This window comes from Mycobacterium sp. MS1601 (assembly GCF_001984215.1).
Lineage (GTDB): Bacteria > Actinomycetota > Actinomycetes > Mycobacteriales > Mycobacteriaceae > Mycobacterium.
Genome location: NZ_CP019420.1, coordinates 2,667,420 through 2,682,267, shown reverse-complemented (window position 1 = coordinate 2,682,267; position 14,848 = coordinate 2,667,420). Strand labels below are relative to the sequence as shown.

At 65.4% G+C, this 14,848-nt stretch carries 11 protein-coding genes; 4 read left to right on the top strand and 7 right to left on the bottom strand.

Annotated elements, in window-relative coordinates; all coding sequences use genetic code 11:
• Window positions 1-42: 42 nt before the first annotated feature.
• The 4 genes from BVC93_RS13110 to BVC93_RS13095 all read right to left on the bottom strand — a co-directional run bounded on the left by BVC93_RS13110 (window position 43) and on the right by BVC93_RS13095 (window position 6,117).
• Complete coding sequence (locus BVC93_RS13110) at window positions 43-2,043, bottom strand: YncE family protein (protein WP_083737753.1); 2,001 nt, start codon at window positions 2,041-2,043, stop codon at window positions 43-45.
• A gap of 81 nt (window positions 2,044-2,124) precedes the next feature.
• On the bottom strand, window positions 2,125-4,869 hold the full coding sequence (locus tag BVC93_RS13105) for a helix-turn-helix transcriptional regulator (RefSeq protein ID WP_083741018.1): 2,745 nt from the start codon (window positions 4,867-4,869) through the stop codon (window positions 2,125-2,127).
• 46 nt (window positions 4,870-4,915) lie between these two features.
• Window positions 4,916-5,395: a hypothetical protein gene (locus BVC93_RS13100; protein ID WP_157516898.1), complete on the bottom strand. Its 480-nt coding sequence runs from the start codon at window positions 5,393-5,395 to the stop codon at window positions 4,916-4,918.
• A complete protein-coding gene (locus BVC93_RS13095) occupies window positions 5,392-6,117 on the bottom strand; it encodes a hypothetical protein (protein WP_157516897.1) in 726 nt (241 codons plus the stop codon). The genes BVC93_RS13100 and BVC93_RS13095 overlap by 4 nt, the downstream gene beginning before the upstream one ends.
• 265 nt (window positions 6,118-6,382) lie before the next feature.
• On the opposite strand from BVC93_RS13095, the gene BVC93_RS13090 reads away from it, so the two are divergent.
• The gene (locus tag BVC93_RS13090; RefSeq protein WP_083737747.1) at window positions 6,383-7,051 is read left to right on the top strand and encodes an NADPH-dependent F420 reductase; all 669 of its coding nucleotides are present in this window, start codon (window positions 6,383-6,385) and stop codon (window positions 7,049-7,051) included.
• A gap of 8 nt (window positions 7,052-7,059) precedes the next feature.
• On the opposite strand, the gene BVC93_RS13085 is transcribed toward BVC93_RS13090, so the two are convergent.
• The 3 genes from BVC93_RS13085 to BVC93_RS13075 form a co-directional block, all read right to left on the bottom strand.
• Window positions 7,060-7,920, bottom strand: a complete 861-nt coding sequence (locus BVC93_RS13085) for an NAD(P)-dependent oxidoreductase (RefSeq protein WP_083737745.1) — start codon at window positions 7,918-7,920, stop codon at window positions 7,060-7,062.
• Window positions 7,917-9,260, bottom strand: coding sequence for an MFS transporter (locus tag BVC93_RS13080; protein ID WP_083737744.1), 1,344 nt, complete (start codon window positions 9,258-9,260; stop codon window positions 7,917-7,919). The genes BVC93_RS13085 and BVC93_RS13080 overlap by 4 nt, the downstream gene beginning before the upstream one ends.
• 147 nt (window positions 9,261-9,407) lie before the next feature.
• The gene (locus tag BVC93_RS13075; protein ID WP_083737742.1) at window positions 9,408-10,598 is read right to left on the bottom strand and encodes a PucR family transcriptional regulator; all 1,191 of its coding nucleotides are present in this window, start codon (window positions 10,596-10,598) and stop codon (window positions 9,408-9,410) included.
• Window positions 10,599-10,702: 104 nt separating this feature from the next.
• Between BVC93_RS13075 and BVC93_RS13070 the strand changes: the two genes are divergently transcribed.
• From BVC93_RS13070 to BVC93_RS13060, 3 genes are read left to right on the top strand one after another with little or no spacing between them, the layout of a single operon-like run.
• Window positions 10,703-11,881 (top strand): thiolase domain-containing protein, encoded by a 1,179-nt coding sequence (locus BVC93_RS13070; protein WP_083737740.1) that lies wholly within the window; start codon window positions 10,703-10,705, stop codon window positions 11,879-11,881.
• Window positions 11,878-13,443, top strand: a complete 1,566-nt coding sequence (locus tag BVC93_RS13065) for an acyl-CoA synthetase (RefSeq protein ID WP_083737738.1) — start codon at window positions 11,878-11,880, stop codon at window positions 13,441-13,443. The genes BVC93_RS13070 and BVC93_RS13065 overlap by 4 nt, the downstream gene beginning before the upstream one ends.
• Window positions 13,440-14,822: an FAD-binding oxidoreductase gene (locus BVC93_RS13060; protein ID WP_083737737.1), complete on the top strand. Its 1,383-nt coding sequence runs from the start codon at window positions 13,440-13,442 to the stop codon at window positions 14,820-14,822. Before BVC93_RS13065 ends, BVC93_RS13060 begins: the two co-directional genes overlap by 4 nt.
• Window positions 14,823-14,848: the final 26 nt, after the last annotated feature.

Genomic DNA, 14,848 nt, shown 5'->3' with positions numbered 1-14,848 from the left:
GTGTTCGCCATCAGACTTGCAGTGCTTGCAGGGATAGGCCGATCACGCGTCCGCGCCGTCGGCGGCCCGGTTGCCGGTGTAGATCACCGAGATGGTGTCGTCAGTGGAGTTGGCGGCGTACAACATACTGCCGTCGGCGCTGACCGCCAGACCACTGAAGTCGCCCACCGTGAGCGGCTCTCGGAACACGGCACCTGTCGAGGTATCGATCACCCGCACCTCGACTTGCTCGTCTGAGTGCTCGAGGACGTAGACGCGGGCTCCATCAGGGCTCACCACCGGTGAAGACAACCAGTCGCGAAACACGATGGTGTGTCCGATGGTGTTGGTGGCGGTGTCGATCACATACAGCAGGCCCTCGGTGCTGTTGTCACTAATGTAGACGTGCGAGCCGTCGGGACTGGCCACCATCGCGCCCGCTGGGGTATCCAGGCTGATCGTGGCTACGGTGATGTTCACTGCGGTGTCGATCACCCTCACCGTGAACGCACCGTCTACATTTCCCTGGGCGACATAGGCCAAGGCGTTCATCGGTGTATCGGCGATGGCAAGACCACTCGGGCTGAAGCTCACCGGGATCTCACCGATCTTCGTCTGGGTGGCGGTGTCGATCACCGCCACATACCCGAACGGATAGCTGGAGTTCGTGACATAGGCATACGCACCGTCCGGCGTGAAGGCCACTTCCGACGGTGACCCGTTGACCTGGATGGTCGCCGTGACCGTATTGGTGGCTGTGTCGATCACCGCCACTGCCTTGTCCTCGAAGGTGGTGACGTAGGCATAGGTGCCATCCGGGGTGAGTGCGAGGTCTGTCAACCCATTGTCGCCAAGGGGAATCGAGGCGCGGACGGTGTTGGTGCCCGTGTCGATCACCTTGACTACATAGGTGCCGGTGCCGGCCCCGAGGTCGACAACCAGCGCGGCGATATACAGCGAGGCTCCGTCTGGGCTGACCACCATCTCCGACGGATACCCGCCCACGTTTATGGTGGCGAGCACAGTGCCCGCCTCCAGTGGGCTGACCGGAACGGTGAGAGTGGTGTTGGTGGCGGCCAGCCCGTTGCTCGCCGTCACCGTGAACGTTGCGGTGACGGCACCACCGGGCGCACCGGCAGCCAGACGAGCAGTCTGGCTGGGCGTGAAGGTGAACGAGCCATCGGGCTTCAAGACCACTGTGCCCTGTGCGGGGTCCACGGTGCCGGTGAACGTCACGGGTAGTCCGGGTGTCCCCTTCACACCGACCTCGCCGGTAACAACACCTTCGGCGGTCGGCGCGTTCACCGTGGGATCCCCCGGCCTGGGCACCACGCCGAGAGAGCTCTCGATGCGACGGAACAGCCCCCAAACCAGCGCACCCAGCGGATTGTCCGGAGCCTCAGGGGTATTGAGCCCTAAGAAGGTCAGCACACCAACCAGCAGATTCTCCACCGGATTGGCAGTGACCGTCGCGTTCGCGGTGCGGCCGGTCGCTGCGGTGTGGAGATGCGCATGGTTCTCCTCAACTGCTTCTGTCGGAGTGGCAGTGGGAACGGGTTCCGTCTCGATCGCGGTGACGGGTCCGGTGGGTTCGGGCTCGGGTTCCGGTTCCCGAACGGGTTCAGTCGCATCCGGTGTGGGTTCGGTCGTATCCTGCTCGGCGAGTTCGACGGTGGACTCCGTTTGCTTCGTCGAGGTTGCGGAGTACCCATCACCTGGCTCTGTCTCATCCGACGACTGCGACAAGTTCGTCTGCCAATCCGGCGTTTGCGGCTCGTCCACCGAGGTACTCACGGTTTCGAAGCTGTCCTCGTCCCTCGGTTCGGACTCCTCGTCCCTCGGTTCGGGCTCCTCGTCCCTCGGCCGGGGATCCTCATCCGTCTGCTCCGCGTCATCGGCGGGTTCGGATTCCTCGGCGCTGTCGGTGCCCGCGGCCTCCGAAGCCGACGACGGATCACTCGGCTCGGTCTCGGCGTATGCCACACCCGTCGCACCGGCGATGCAGATACCTGCGCCGGCGATCGCCACACCGGTACCCAGATACTCGAAAACCGTTTTACCCATTCGGAATCCCCCGTCGCGCGTTCCTGCACTCGACGTTAGTCAGTGGCAAATCCGGGGGTAACTAGGTGATTCCCTAGAAAACTAGTCACCTTCACGCATGAGCCGGCCGAGTTCGGCCCGTGAGCGAATACCGAGCTTGCGGTAGACGCTGGCAAGATGAAACTCGACCGTCTTCGCACTGACGAACAGCGCTGCGGCAACCTCGCTGTTCGTCATTCCAGATGCCGTCAGTCTGGCGACTCGCTGTTCTGCCGGGGTGAGGGTGTTCCGGACGACCATCTCGGCACGCGTGCGGGCCGCCCAGAGTTCGGTTCCCAACTGCTCGAACACGTTCAGCGCCTCGTCGAGGAATGCCGCCCCAGCCTGCTGGTGTCGCCGATGGCGCTGGATTATGCCGATAGTCAACAGTGTTCGCGCACGTTCGAAGGGCATCGCGATTCGATTGTGCGCCACCAGCGCGTATTCCCCGACGCGGAGAGCCGCGTCGTACTCTCCACGGGCGGCCAGGAGCATGCTCCGACCACGTCCGCCCACCGCCAGCATCCACGGGCGATCGAGTCGGCGGCCATTTCGTTCCAGCATGTCGATCAACGCCTCAGCTTCGCCCAGTCGCCCAGTGTGGATCAGTGCTTCAACAGCATCCGGGATGAAGGCCGCGGTACTCATCTCCGTCGCCTCGGGGTTTGCAGTCACTCGAGCGATCAGCGGGGCCAGGGTTGTCAGCGCCGCCCGGTAATTACCCAACGACACTTCCAAGAAGCCGAGCACCGTCGTCGGCCATTCGCGCATGGCCGCAAATCCGCTGCGTGCATTGGCGGCCAAGGCCTCGGTCAGGTCAGCTCGAGCATCGACCTCGCGACCAGCGTACGCCCGTACCGCAGCGCGAGTCGTCAGGGCGATGAACAGGGAGACGTTGCCGCCCAACTGTTGTGCCCGATCCACAGTGTCCTCGGCGAGCTTGGCGGCTTCCTCCAAGTCCCCCAGCCAAACCGCGACAAAGCATGCGTGGAAGGACACAAAGACCAGCTCACTCTCCTGCCCGCGTTCGAGGCAGCCGCGCCGAATGGTGGCCAGCGCGTCCCGGGCCTGGTCGAGTTGACCTGACCAGCCCCACAGCAGTGCGTTCTGCACGATGGGCCGAAACGCGATCGGGATGTCCGCTTCGGTGTCCTCAAGTTCCAGCGCACGATGCAGGTCGGCGTCGTCGAGGCCGCCACCCTGCAGAAATCGCACCATGGCGCGCATGCCGAGGGCCTGCCCGAGTAACGCCGAGGCCCCTGAGCTGGTTGCAACCAGAACGGCATCTTCCATCTTGACGGACGCCTCGGCGGTTCGGCCAACATTGATCAGCGCGAACGACTGCGTGACCAACATGAGTCCGCGCAGAGCCAGGTTCTCACCGACCTCCTGCAATCCGCGCTCAAGCACCCTGACGCCGTCGAGGAAGCTGTTGTCGAACAGTTCCACGACGGCCAGCAGCATGAGGGCCCACGCGCGCAGACCCCCCGGCCGGGATTGCGCGATGGCTTCGTTGAGGAGATCCCTGGCTCGGCTGGAGTTGCCCGCCGCGACATGATGACTCGCTGCGCGGATCCGGCGGCCCGGCGTATCACCCTGCGGTCCGAGCCCCAGTGCGAGATCGAGCAGTTCGGCTGCGGCTGCCGGCGCCCCGCGCTTGCGGGCCAGTTCGGCTGCAATGTCCAGCGTTTCGATGGTTCCCCGGGACGCGCGCGTGACGGAGAGAGCAAGGTGTCGTGCACGTGCCTCGGGTTCATCGATGAGGTTGGCCAACCTCGCGTGCATCGCTCTACGGAGCACCGGTCCTGCCTCGATATAGACGCCGCGAGCGAGTAGCGGATGCACAAAACTCACTCGTCCACCTGTAATTTCGATGATGGCAGAGCTTTCCGCTCCCTTGAGTAATGTCACCAGGCTCTCGGCGTCAGAAGCCACCGCATCGGCAACCAGCTCGACAGTTGGGTTTGCCAGGCAGGCCACGGCCAGCAGAGCCTCCCGCACGTCCTCAGCGAGGCTGGCGACGCGGCTGCTCACCACGTTCGCCAAGGATGCGGGCAGCGACGTCGGTAGGAGGCTGTGTTCGTCCAGTGACCGCGCCAGTTCCAGGCCGTAAAACGGGTTGCCTCGTGAGAGTTCATGGATCTTCTGCATTGTCGTTCGCGGAAACGATCTGCCGACACGGCCGGTGATGACGGTATTCAGCTCGCTCATGTCCAACGGCTGCAAAGAGATCCGTTGAACTGCATCCGGATCCGCTAGTTGCAGCCACGCGGTTGCGGCTGTGCTGTCGCGGTCACTGCGGGTGCTTACCAGCACCGCGACCCGTCCGGTGAGTCGCCGCAATGCGAAGGCGACTGCATGCGTACTGGAGGTATCCAGCCATTGCAGATCATCGATCGCCACCAGCACCCGAGAGTCCGCAGCCAAGCGTTGCAGCACCGAGAACGTTGCTGCCGCCACAGCGCGCGGATCGGTGGGCAGCTCGCCGGTTTCGCTCCGCAGCAGAACGTGGTCGACCGCGCGCCGTTGTGGATCCGGCAAGGTGGACCAGGCATCGACATCGACACTGCTCAACAGGTCGGCCAGCGAAGAGTAGGACAGCTCCGACTCCGCCGCAGCCGGGCGGGTGACGAGAACGTGGAATCCACGCTCACGGGCCTGCGCCACCCCGGCGAGCCACAACGTCGTCTTGCCGATCCCGGGTTCGCCCTGCAACATCAGTGCAGCCGGCTCATTGACATCGGCCAGGAATTGAGTCAACACCTGCGTTTCGGCTTCGCGACCGCACAGGCGTGATCCGTCGACCATGAATTTATGATCCGCCACCCGTGGCGGTAACGCCCACTGTGGGAGGTCAGGCGACCGGCTGAATCGACTGCAACTCGAATAGATGGCTGTCCGTTGGGTCGGGCTCACCGCGGACCACGATGGTGCCCGGGGGTAGCCGTGCCGCCAGATCGTTGAGCTGTCTGGGCAGAAACGCGGCGGCTTTGCCTTCTCCGTACCAGTTGGGGTCGGAAGGAGCGCCGGGGCCGGCCCCGGCGATGGCGGCGTCCCACTGCGCGACGAGATCGGGTGGCGCACTTCCGAATCCGGCCGAAGGCAGATAGAAGCGCTGTTCGCCGAAGATGGTGACCGGTGTCGCGCCGCCGATCGGCGTGCCGGTCAAGGTTCCTTCTGCGCTGTCTGCGCTGACCGCGGTCAAACGCGCGACGCAGCCTCCGCTGTCCGGGGTGTATCCGTCTGGGCAGCTCGGCTCCGCGTGCGCGTTCACCACGGCGGACGTTGCCGCAAAGACGAACGCTATGGCGGCGATCTGGATGGTCTTCATCACGCTCTCACATCCTGCTCGACGCGGCCGAACTCCACGGTCTTGCCGTCAAAGGGGCCGCTGCACGCCACCACGACGTGATAGACCGACAGCGGCGGCGGAGCAACAACAGCGAAGCCGGCCCTGCCGTTGGGGGCGATGGTGAAGTTCCGATTGACCCCCGGTAGCATCGGATTGCTTGCTGCATAACTACAGGTTCCGGGAATGTCAGCCGTGCTGGTGACATTCACCGTCCACTGCAACCCACCCCGGCCGAATGACACCTGCACCGCATTCGTCGGCGCCACCTTGGGCGGCGTCAGCGGCTCTGCAGCAGGAATAGGAGTGAGGGTCGGGTTTGTGTTGGGATCGGGTCCGGGTGGCAGCGTGGCGGTCTTCGGCGCGCCGAAGACGATACCGACAGTGTCCTCTTCGAACTCCTCGTCGCGGATGAAGCCCACCCCGAACTCGGTGAAGTTGCAGTTGTTGACGTTCTGCCACGCACCATTGTCGAAGGCTCGGTTGATGGCCTCGGCCTGCGGATCACCGTAACCCCAGGACTTCACCGTCGTGCCGTCGTATCCCGTGACCTGGAAGGATTGTGCGTTTGCGGCTCGCACCAGAGACTGGGCCGCACCTTCGAGTGCACTGTTGTAGGTCAACGGGCCGCAGACCGTTCTGGCCCGATTCTCAGTGACGCGCGCCTTGATGGGCGCCAGTGGGTCATCAGCCTGCGCAGTAGGCATCGACACCGTTCCGGCTGCCAAGCACATGGCGACCACAGCACTGACCACACGGCGCACTATTGTCCCGTCTGCCCCCACGATTACCCGCCTCGGTCGCCTGCCGATGGAGTGGCCCGCCGTCGGACCTCTCCCTCCCGGACAGGGACGTTAATGGTTGGCAGGAGTGTCGGATAACTAGGTGTTTCCCTAGGAAACAGCCCTGGAGGAATAGACGACAACTGGACCGCGTTGCGCGTCACACCCGACAAACACACGGAGGCGACCAATGAAGATCGGCATCATCGGGGCAGGACTGATCGGCGGCACACTGACCCGTCGACTCCGCGAGCTGGGACACGATGTCGCGGTGGCCAACTCCCGCTCTCCGGAGACACTCGCGGATCTGGCGCACGAGACAGGCGCGACGGCCGTATGGGCCAAGGACGCTGCGACCGACGCCGACCTCGTGATCGTGAGCATTCCGCAGAAGAACGTCCCGGACCTCGCCGACGGCATAGTGGATGCGCGGCGGCCCGGCGCTCCGGTGATCGAGACCAACAACTACTACCCGCAACAGCGAGACGGTGAGATCGCCGCGATCGAGGGCGGCCAAGTCGAGAGCGCCTGGGTTGCCGAGCAGATCGGCGCACCGGTGTTCAAGGTGTTCAACGGCATCTGGTGGAAACACCTGCTGGAGAGCGGATCACCGGGCGGGACGCCCGGCCGCATCGCGCTGCCTGTCGCCGGAGAGGACGGCGCCGGGCGCGACCTGGTGCACGGCATCGTCGATCAACTCGGCTTCGACCCGGTGGATGCCGGCCCGATCTCCGAATCATGGCGCCAACAGCCTGGTACTCCGGTGTACGGCAAGGACTTTGATGCCGAGAACACGGTCAAGGCGCTCGCCGAAGCATCACCCGAGCGCACTGCTGACTGGCGTGCGCACGCAGTGTGAGCGCCGGATCACAGATACGCACGACGCACCTCTGAGTCGTCCTCGCGGCCGTAGCCGGCGTCGGCGGCGCGACGGAATCTTTCGCGGGCGGCTTCCAGGATCGGCGCGCTGAAACCGGCGTCTGCCGCGGCTTCGGCCACCATGTTGCTGTCCTTGACGAAGATGTCCAACATTGTCAGAGACGGCGGGTCTGGCTGGAGCATCCGCGGACCGCGGTCACCCAGCATCCAGGAACCACCCGCGCCGGACTTCACCGCGTCCAGCACCCGTGCGGAGTCCAGCCCGAGCCGCTGAGCCAGCATCAGGGCTTCCGCCGCCGCTGCCAGATGGACGCTGCACAGTAATTGGTTGACCACCTTGACCGACTGACCGTCGCCAACCTGCTTGCCGCACAGGAAGATCGAGCCCATACATGCCAGCACGGCCTCCGCCCGCCCCACCACATCGGGGTCGCCACCCACCAGCAGAGTCAGCGTGCCGCGCTCGGCGCCATTGACGCCACCGGTGACCGGGACGTCCAGCACGTCGATGCCACGCTCGGCCGCCTGGGCCCCCACCTTCTCCACAGCGGCCGGCCCCACGGTCGACATCACCACGCAGGTGGTTCCCGCCGGCATCACCGAGAACGCACCCGCTTGGCCGCCGAGTACGGCGGACAGCTGATCAGCGGTTGCCACCATCGCGACAACGATGTCCGCACGCTCCAGGTCGGCAAGGTCGCACAGCGTGATGCCGGCAGCTCGAGCCAGTTCGCTTCGCACCGGACTCGCCTCGACCGCGATCACTGCGTGACCGCCGGCCGCAACCCGCTGCGCCATCGGAAGTCCCATGGCGCCAAGGCCGATGAACCCCACCGTGGTGGCTGTCATGCGGTGGCCGGCTGGCTGGTCTGGACATCCCCGTCGGTGGGCGGCTCCTCATAGATCGCGGCGTCGTCCAGGGCGTCCGTGCGCTCGTTCAGCAGCGCCGTGGCGATCGCTGCCGCGATCATGATGACCAACAGGTAGACCGCGATGGGCACCCAGCTGCCGTACCTTCCCAGCAGTGCGGTGGCGATGATGGGAGCCAATGCCCCTCCGAAGACACCGCCGAGGTTGGTGCCGATGGCCACACCGGAGTACCGCAGCCGGGCCGGGAACTGGTGCGGCAGGAAGGCGTTCAATGCGCCGTAGTTGGCGGCGAATCCCGCGAACAGCAACAGGAAACCGAGCAGCACCAGGGCTGGGTGACCCGTGTTGAGCAGCGGGAAGAACACGAAAGGTACCACCGCCATCAAGGCGATGCCCACCAGGAGGATCTTCTTGCGGTCCACCCGATCCCCGAGTGCACCGAAGTACGGCATCGCGACGATGAGCACCGCGCACGTCACCATGATCGAGGTCAACACCATCGACCGGCTTGCACCTTGCTGCACCGCATAGGTCAGAGAGAACACTGAACCGAAGTAGAAGATGACGTTGGTGGGCATGTTGGCCAACGCCACGCCGATGACCCGTCTCCAGTGGTGCCGGAACAGTTCCGCCGACGGGCTGGCGCTGACGGTCCCGGTGCGCTGCGCCGCCTCGAACACCGGACTTTCTTCGAGCTGCAACCGGATGTACAGGGCGACCATCACCAGCAACCCCGACAGCAGGAACGGAATGCGCCAACCCCACGACATCAGGGCGGCTTCCGGCAGTTGCGTTATCGCGAGGAACACGCCGTTGGCCAGCAACAGACCACAGACGTTCCCGGTGCCCACGATGCCGGTGAACAGGCCACGTTTGCCGCCGCGGGCGTGCTCGAGCGCCATCAGGAACCCGCCGCTGGCCTCACCACCGAGCGAGAAGCCCTGCGCGAACCGCAGTACCGACAACAGGATCGGGGCGGCAACGCCAATGGTCTCGTAGGTGGGTAGGAGCCCGATCAGCGTGGTCGCCACCCCCATGCCCGACAGAGTCAGGACCAACATGGCCCGCCTGCCGATGCGGTCACCGAAATGACCTGCCGCCCAACCGCCAATGGGTCGCGCGACGAAGGCAAGCGCAAAAGTGGTGAGCGACAACAGGGTTCCGACCACCGGATCGAACGAGGGAAAGAACAGCTTGTTGAAGATCAACGAGGCGCTGAGCCCGTAGATGAAGAATTCGTAGTACTCGATGGTGTTGCCGAGCAGGCTGGCCGCAACGACTTTGCGGGCCTGCGTCGAACCATGGGCGGTTGGGCTCATCCGTGCCTTCGTTCTTTGTGGAGTGAATCGCCGGTCAGAGTGTGTGACGGCGAGCACAGCGAGTATCGGGCCGCTGTGACGACGCACACCACCAACGTCGAGAGGGATTGCCGGCCACGAAATCCTCACTTTGTCGAAATGCGCTCGTCACGCCCCCAGCAGCGGAAGCACCGCGAGGCCCAACTGCAAGCTCAGGCGGGTCCTGCCGTCGTCGAGGTCGACGCCGGTGAGTTCGCGGATGCGCCCCAGGCGGTAGTAGAGCGAGGTTCGGTGGATGTGCAACGCCTGCGCCGTTCGCGGACTGTTGCCCGCATGCTCGAGGTAGGCCGCCAAGGTCTGCGTCAGCGCACCCCCGGAATCCGCCGCCAACAGGGCGACCAGCGGCGCGGGCAACAGCTCGGCCGTCAACTCCGCTGTGGGCAACCGCATCAGGATCGTGTAGGGGCCCAACTCCTCGTGCCGGCAGACGTCACCCAGACTAAGCACCCTTGTCGCCGCTTCGATTGCGATCTCACTGTCACGCATGGCTTTCCACGCTTCACCCAGATCATGTCGCGGTCCGCCGATCCCGCATACCGTGCGCGAACCCACCGTGGTGGCGGTGCGTTCACACACTGCCGCGGCCAGCGCCTGGGTGCTCGCGGCGTCAGCCGAGGAGCCCATCTGGACCACGGTGGCATGTGCGCCGTGCACCGCGTAGGCCACTGTCGCCGTGCGCACCCTCGAGAGGATGTCGAGCACCGAACGCAACACCGCTTCGACTCGGATCGTGTCGACGGCACCGAGCACCCGCACCGTCGATACGGTGCACGCACCACTGTCGCGGAACGTGTCGTCATCGCGTAGTACCGCGACACCGCGGGTCCGGCGTGACGCGTCATCGGATACGGCGTCCGCCACCGCGGCGTCGCGCAATCCGCCACCGGGTGCCGCTTCCCGGTAGAGCAGTGCAGCGATGTCGGCGCAGCAATCGGCAATGTAGATCATGTCCTGGCCGGTCAAGGTTGCCTGGGCATCGATGACCATCAGCACACCGAGGAACAGGCCGCGCCAACGCAGGGGCCCACACCACCGACGTGCCATTCCCAGATCGTCACGGGCGGGGATGGGGCCGGGAGCAGACCAGCCCTCGACACCACAACCCAGGATGTGCGCGGTCGCCGCGCCACCCACGTCGTGCTGGAGCACCGCGCGGATGCGCTGTTGGTCCTCATCGCCGAAATGCCTGCTCGAGTAGATCAGCCGGATGGTCGGGTCGTCCACGACGACAGACCGCTGCAGTCGATCGGCCAGGTCATCCACAAGTTGTTCGAGCTCGCGTCTACCGCGATCGCTCATCGTCGCCGTTGTCCTGGCCCTTTCTCGCTTTGTCGAAATGCGTCCGAGTTCTGTCCGACTGTAGTCGGTGGTGTGCGTCACACCCCCACCCGGAGACTGATGGCATGATCGCGGACACCCCCCGGCTTATCGGCTGGTCCCACACCAAGTTCGGCAAGCTCGAACATCACCCCGACGTCGAGTCGCTGATGGCCGAAGTGGCGCTGGCGGCCGTGGCCGACGCCGGACTCAGTGCGTCCGACATCGACGCCATCTACGTCGGCGTCTTCAACAACGGCTTCTCCCGCCAGAGCTTCGAAGCGGCGCTGGTGGGCGTCGGCCACCCCGAACTTGCCCGCATCCCCGCGGTCCGTCTGGAAAATGCGTGCGCCACAGGAAGTGCCGCAGTCTTCGGCGCACTGGATCTCATCGAATCCCGACGCGGACGCACCGCCCTGGTGATCGGCGCGGAGAAGATGACGCACGCCGACGCCGGCACCGTCAACGACGTCCTGCTGGGTGCCGCCCATCGGCGCACCGAATCCGGCGCAGGCAGTTTCGCCGGTGTGTTCGGCCAACTGGCCACCGACTACGCCGCCCGCTTCGGCGAGCACCATGACGCGCTGGCGCGGATCAGCGCCAAGAACCACCGCAACGGAGTGGCCAACCCGTGGGCGCACATGCAGAAGGACCTCGGCTTCGAATTCTGTTCGACGGCTTCGGACCGCAATCCGGTTGTCGCGGGCCCTCTGCTGCGCACCGACTGTTCCATGGTCTCCGATGGCGCGGCGGCCCTGGTGATCGCCAACCCCGACGTCGCACGGTCAGCGCGCCGCTCGGTTCGCATCGCAGGGCGGGCGCAGGCCGCAGAACCGCTGCCGATGGCCCGTCGCCGTGACCCGTTGTTCTTCGACGGGGCTCGCAACGCCTTCGCCGGAGCGCTGGCCGAGGCCGGCGTTACCTTGTCGGACCTGGACCTGATCGAAACGCATGACTGCTTCACGCAGGCCGAACTGATGCAGTACGAGGCATTCGGGCTCGCCGAGCAGGGTAAGGGCGCCACCGTGGTGGAGGAAGGCCTCACCGAACGCGACGGCAGGATTCCGGTCAACGTTTCGGGTGGCCTCAAGGCCAAGGGACACCCGGTTGGTGCCACCGGAGTGTCCCAGCATGTGCTGGCTGCTCGCCAGCTGGTCGGCGAAGCCGCCGACATGCAGCTGTCGACAGCCTCCCGCGCGGCCGTGTTCAACATGGGCGGTGCCGCCGTCGCCAACTACGCAACCGTCCTGGAGAGCAACCGATGACCGAAGACCGGCTCCGTGCCGTCAATCTCGCCCAGTTCCTGACCCAGACGGCGCGGCGTCTGCCCGAGCACGTCGCGCTGGTGCACGGCGAAACCCGGTGGACCTGGCGCGAACTCGATCAACGAGTCAGCGCATTGGCCCGCACGTTGTCCGAACGCGGCGTGGGAAAGGGCGACTGTGTCCTGATTCACGGATGCAACCACCCCGAGTACGTCCAGACTCTGTTCGCCATCTGGCGCGTGGGCGCGGTCATCGCACCCACCAACGTCCGACTCACACCGGCCGACGTGGCTGGAATCGCCCGCACCTGCCGGCCGGTCGCGATGGTCTGCGACGCGGATTTCGCCGATCACGCTGGCGCTGTGACGGGCGACGTGGATCTTCCCGCCGGCACTCTGTGGCTCAACGCCCCTGCGCACCAGCCCGATTCCGTCGCCGCGCAATCCAACACCGGCGGCACCACCAATGCCGCGGTCTACGTCGGCGACCACGCCTGGTACTTCTTCACCTCCGGAACCAGCGGCACCCCGAAAGCCGCTGTCCTGACCCATGATCAGATGGGTTTCGTAGTCACCAACCACCTGTGCGATCTGATGCCTGCCACCACAGAGGCCGACGTGTCGCTGGTGGTCGCCCCGCTGTCGCACGGCGCGGGCATCCACCTGCTGCCACAGGTGGCCACCGGCGCGCGATCGGTGCTGACCACGTCTTCGAAAATGGACGCCGACGAGATCTGGGAACTGGTGGAGCGCGAAGGCGTCACCAACATGTTCACGGTTCCGACCATTCTGAAACTGCTCGCCGAACACCCGGCAGCCGCGAAGTACGACCACTCGTCATTGCGTTATGTCATCTACGCCGGAGCGCCCATGTATGCGACGGACCAGCGCCACGCGCGTGAGGTCCTCGGGGATGTGCTGGTGCAGTACTACGGGTTGGGCGAGGTCACCGGCAACATCACCGTGCTCCCGCCACGGCTGCATGATCACCCGTCGCCGGCCGGAGTCGAGATCGGCACCTGCGGAGTTCCGCGCACCGGAATCCAGATCGCGATCTGCGACGACGCCGGAACCGAGTTGCCGGTGGGCACTCAGGGCGAGATCTGCGTGGCCGGTCCGGCGGTGTGCGCGGGATATCTCGACAATCCGTCGGCCAACGCACAGGCCTTCCGGGACGGGTGGTTTCGCACCGGGGACCTCGGACTGCTCGATGAGACCGGTTTCCTCTACGTGACCGGCCGCGCCTCCGATATGTACATCTCGGGCGGATCCAATGTGTACCCGCGTGACATCGAGGAGAAGCTGCTGCAGCACCCGTCGGTGTCGGAGTGCGCGGTGCTGGGCATGCCGGATCCGGTGTGGGGCGAGATCGGTGTCGCCATCTGTGTTCCCGGACCCGGCATGACCATCGACATCGACGAACTGTCAGGTTGGCTGGGCGAACGCGTCGCCCGCTACAAGCTGCCGCGCCAGGTACACGTCTGGGACGAGATTCCGAAATCGGGCTACGGCAAAATCGTCAAACGCACCATCAAGACGATGCTGCTCGAGCAGCGCGCATGACGACAACACACGAAACCCGCACCGAAGCCTGCATTTCGGCGCTCACGTCCGCGCTGCCGTCCGGTGCGGTACTGACCGACCCCGACGTCACCGCCGCCTACACCCGTGACCAGTCGCGACTCACCGACGCCGATCTACCGGCCGCGGTGGTGATTCCGCGCAGCACCACCGAGGTGTCCACGTGCCTGCGATTGGCCGCGGACTACGGTGTGCCCGTCATCGCCCGCGGTGCGGGTAGCGGACTGTCCGGTGCAGCCAATGCCAGCGCAGCAGCGCTGGTGCTGTCGCTGCACCGGATGAACTCGGTAGTCGACATCGACACCGCCAACCGCGTGACCGTGGTGCAGCCCGGCGTGATCACCGCTGATCTGCGCGCGGCCGTCGCCGCCGCGGGCCTGTTCTATCCGCCGGATCCCGGCAGCGTCGCGTTCTGCACCATCGGCGGCAACGTTGCCACCAATGCTGGTGGAATGTGTTGTGTGCGTTACGGAGTCACCGCTGATTTCGTGATCGGACTGGAAGTGGTACTGGCCGACGGGCGGGTGCTCCGGACCGGCAGGCGGACAGTGAAGGGCGTCGCCGGATACGATCTGACCCGGTTGTTCGTCGGATCCGAGGGCACCCTGGGAATCATCACCGAGATCACGTTGCGGCTGGCACCCGTTCCCGGGCCCGCACACACCCTGGTCGCGACGTTCTCCGAACTGGTGGCCGCCGGCACAGCTGTCACCGGCATCGTCGGCGCGGGCGTGATTCCCGGCATGCTCGAGATCTTGGACCGCACCACCGTCCAAGCCGTAGATGCCATGGCGCACATGGACTTCGGCGCCGAAGTGGCGGCGGTGCTGCTGATGGAGTGTGACCACGGTGATATGCAGCGCGTCACCGAACTGTGCAACGCCGCGGGCGCGGTGGACATCGTCGACACCGACGACGCCGCCGAGGGCGCCATGCTTCTCGAAGCACGCCGGCTTGCACTGCCTGCGCTGGAGCGGATGGGCGACTGGTTGCTCGACGACGTATGCGTTCCGGTGACCGCCGTGACCGATCTGATTGCCGACATCGAGACCATCGCCCGGCGCACCGGCCTGACCATCGGAGTGTTCGGACACGCCGGGGACGGAAATCTGCATCCGACGGTGATCTTCGACGAGTCGGATCCGGTCAGCAGGACTGCGGCGACGTCCGCCTTCGACGCGATCACCGAGGCGGCGCTTCGTTTGGGGGGCACCATCACCGGTGAGCACGGAGTGGGCAGACTCAAGCGCGGCTGGCTGCAACGCGAACTGGGCCCGGTGGGCATGGAGGTACACCGGGCCGTGAAGGAGGCCTTGGATCCGCATCACCTGTTGTGCCCCGACGGGATGCTGGGCAGCTGAGCCGGTCCGCCGGCCCCTTGCATGGC

Excerpts from the sequence above, each read along its gene's own strand:
- BVC93_RS13110 (WP_083737753.1), bottom strand. The coding sequence starts at position 2,043 with ATGGGTAAAACGGTTTTCGAGTATCTGGGTACCGGTGTGGCGATCGCC.
- BVC93_RS13105 (WP_083741018.1), bottom strand. The coding sequence starts at position 4,869 with ATGGTCGACGGATCACGCCTGTGCGGTCGCGAAGCCGAAACGCAGGTG.
- BVC93_RS13095 (WP_157516897.1), bottom strand. The coding sequence starts at position 6,117 with ATGCCTACTGCGCAGGCTGATGACCCACTGGCGCCCATCAAGGCGCGC.
- BVC93_RS13090 (WP_083737747.1), top strand. The coding sequence starts at position 6,383 with ATGAAGATCGGCATCATCGGGGCAGGACTGATCGGCGGCACACTGACC.
- BVC93_RS13085 (WP_083737745.1), bottom strand. The coding sequence starts at position 7,920 with ATGACAGCCACCACGGTGGGGTTCATCGGCCTTGGCGCCATGGGACTT.
- BVC93_RS13080 (WP_083737744.1), bottom strand. The coding sequence starts at position 9,260 with ATGAGCCCAACCGCCCATGGTTCGACGCAGGCCCGCAAAGTCGTTGCG.
- BVC93_RS13075 (WP_083737742.1), bottom strand. The coding sequence starts at position 10,598 with ATGAGCGATCGCGGTAGACGCGAGCTCGAACAACTTGTGGATGACCTG.
- BVC93_RS13070 (WP_083737740.1), top strand. The coding sequence starts at position 10,703 with ATGATCGCGGACACCCCCCGGCTTATCGGCTGGTCCCACACCAAGTTC.
- BVC93_RS13065 (WP_083737738.1), top strand. The coding sequence starts at position 11,878 with ATGACCGAAGACCGGCTCCGTGCCGTCAATCTCGCCCAGTTCCTGACC.
- BVC93_RS13060 (WP_083737737.1), top strand. The coding sequence starts at position 13,440 with ATGACGACAACACACGAAACCCGCACCGAAGCCTGCATTTCGGCGCTC.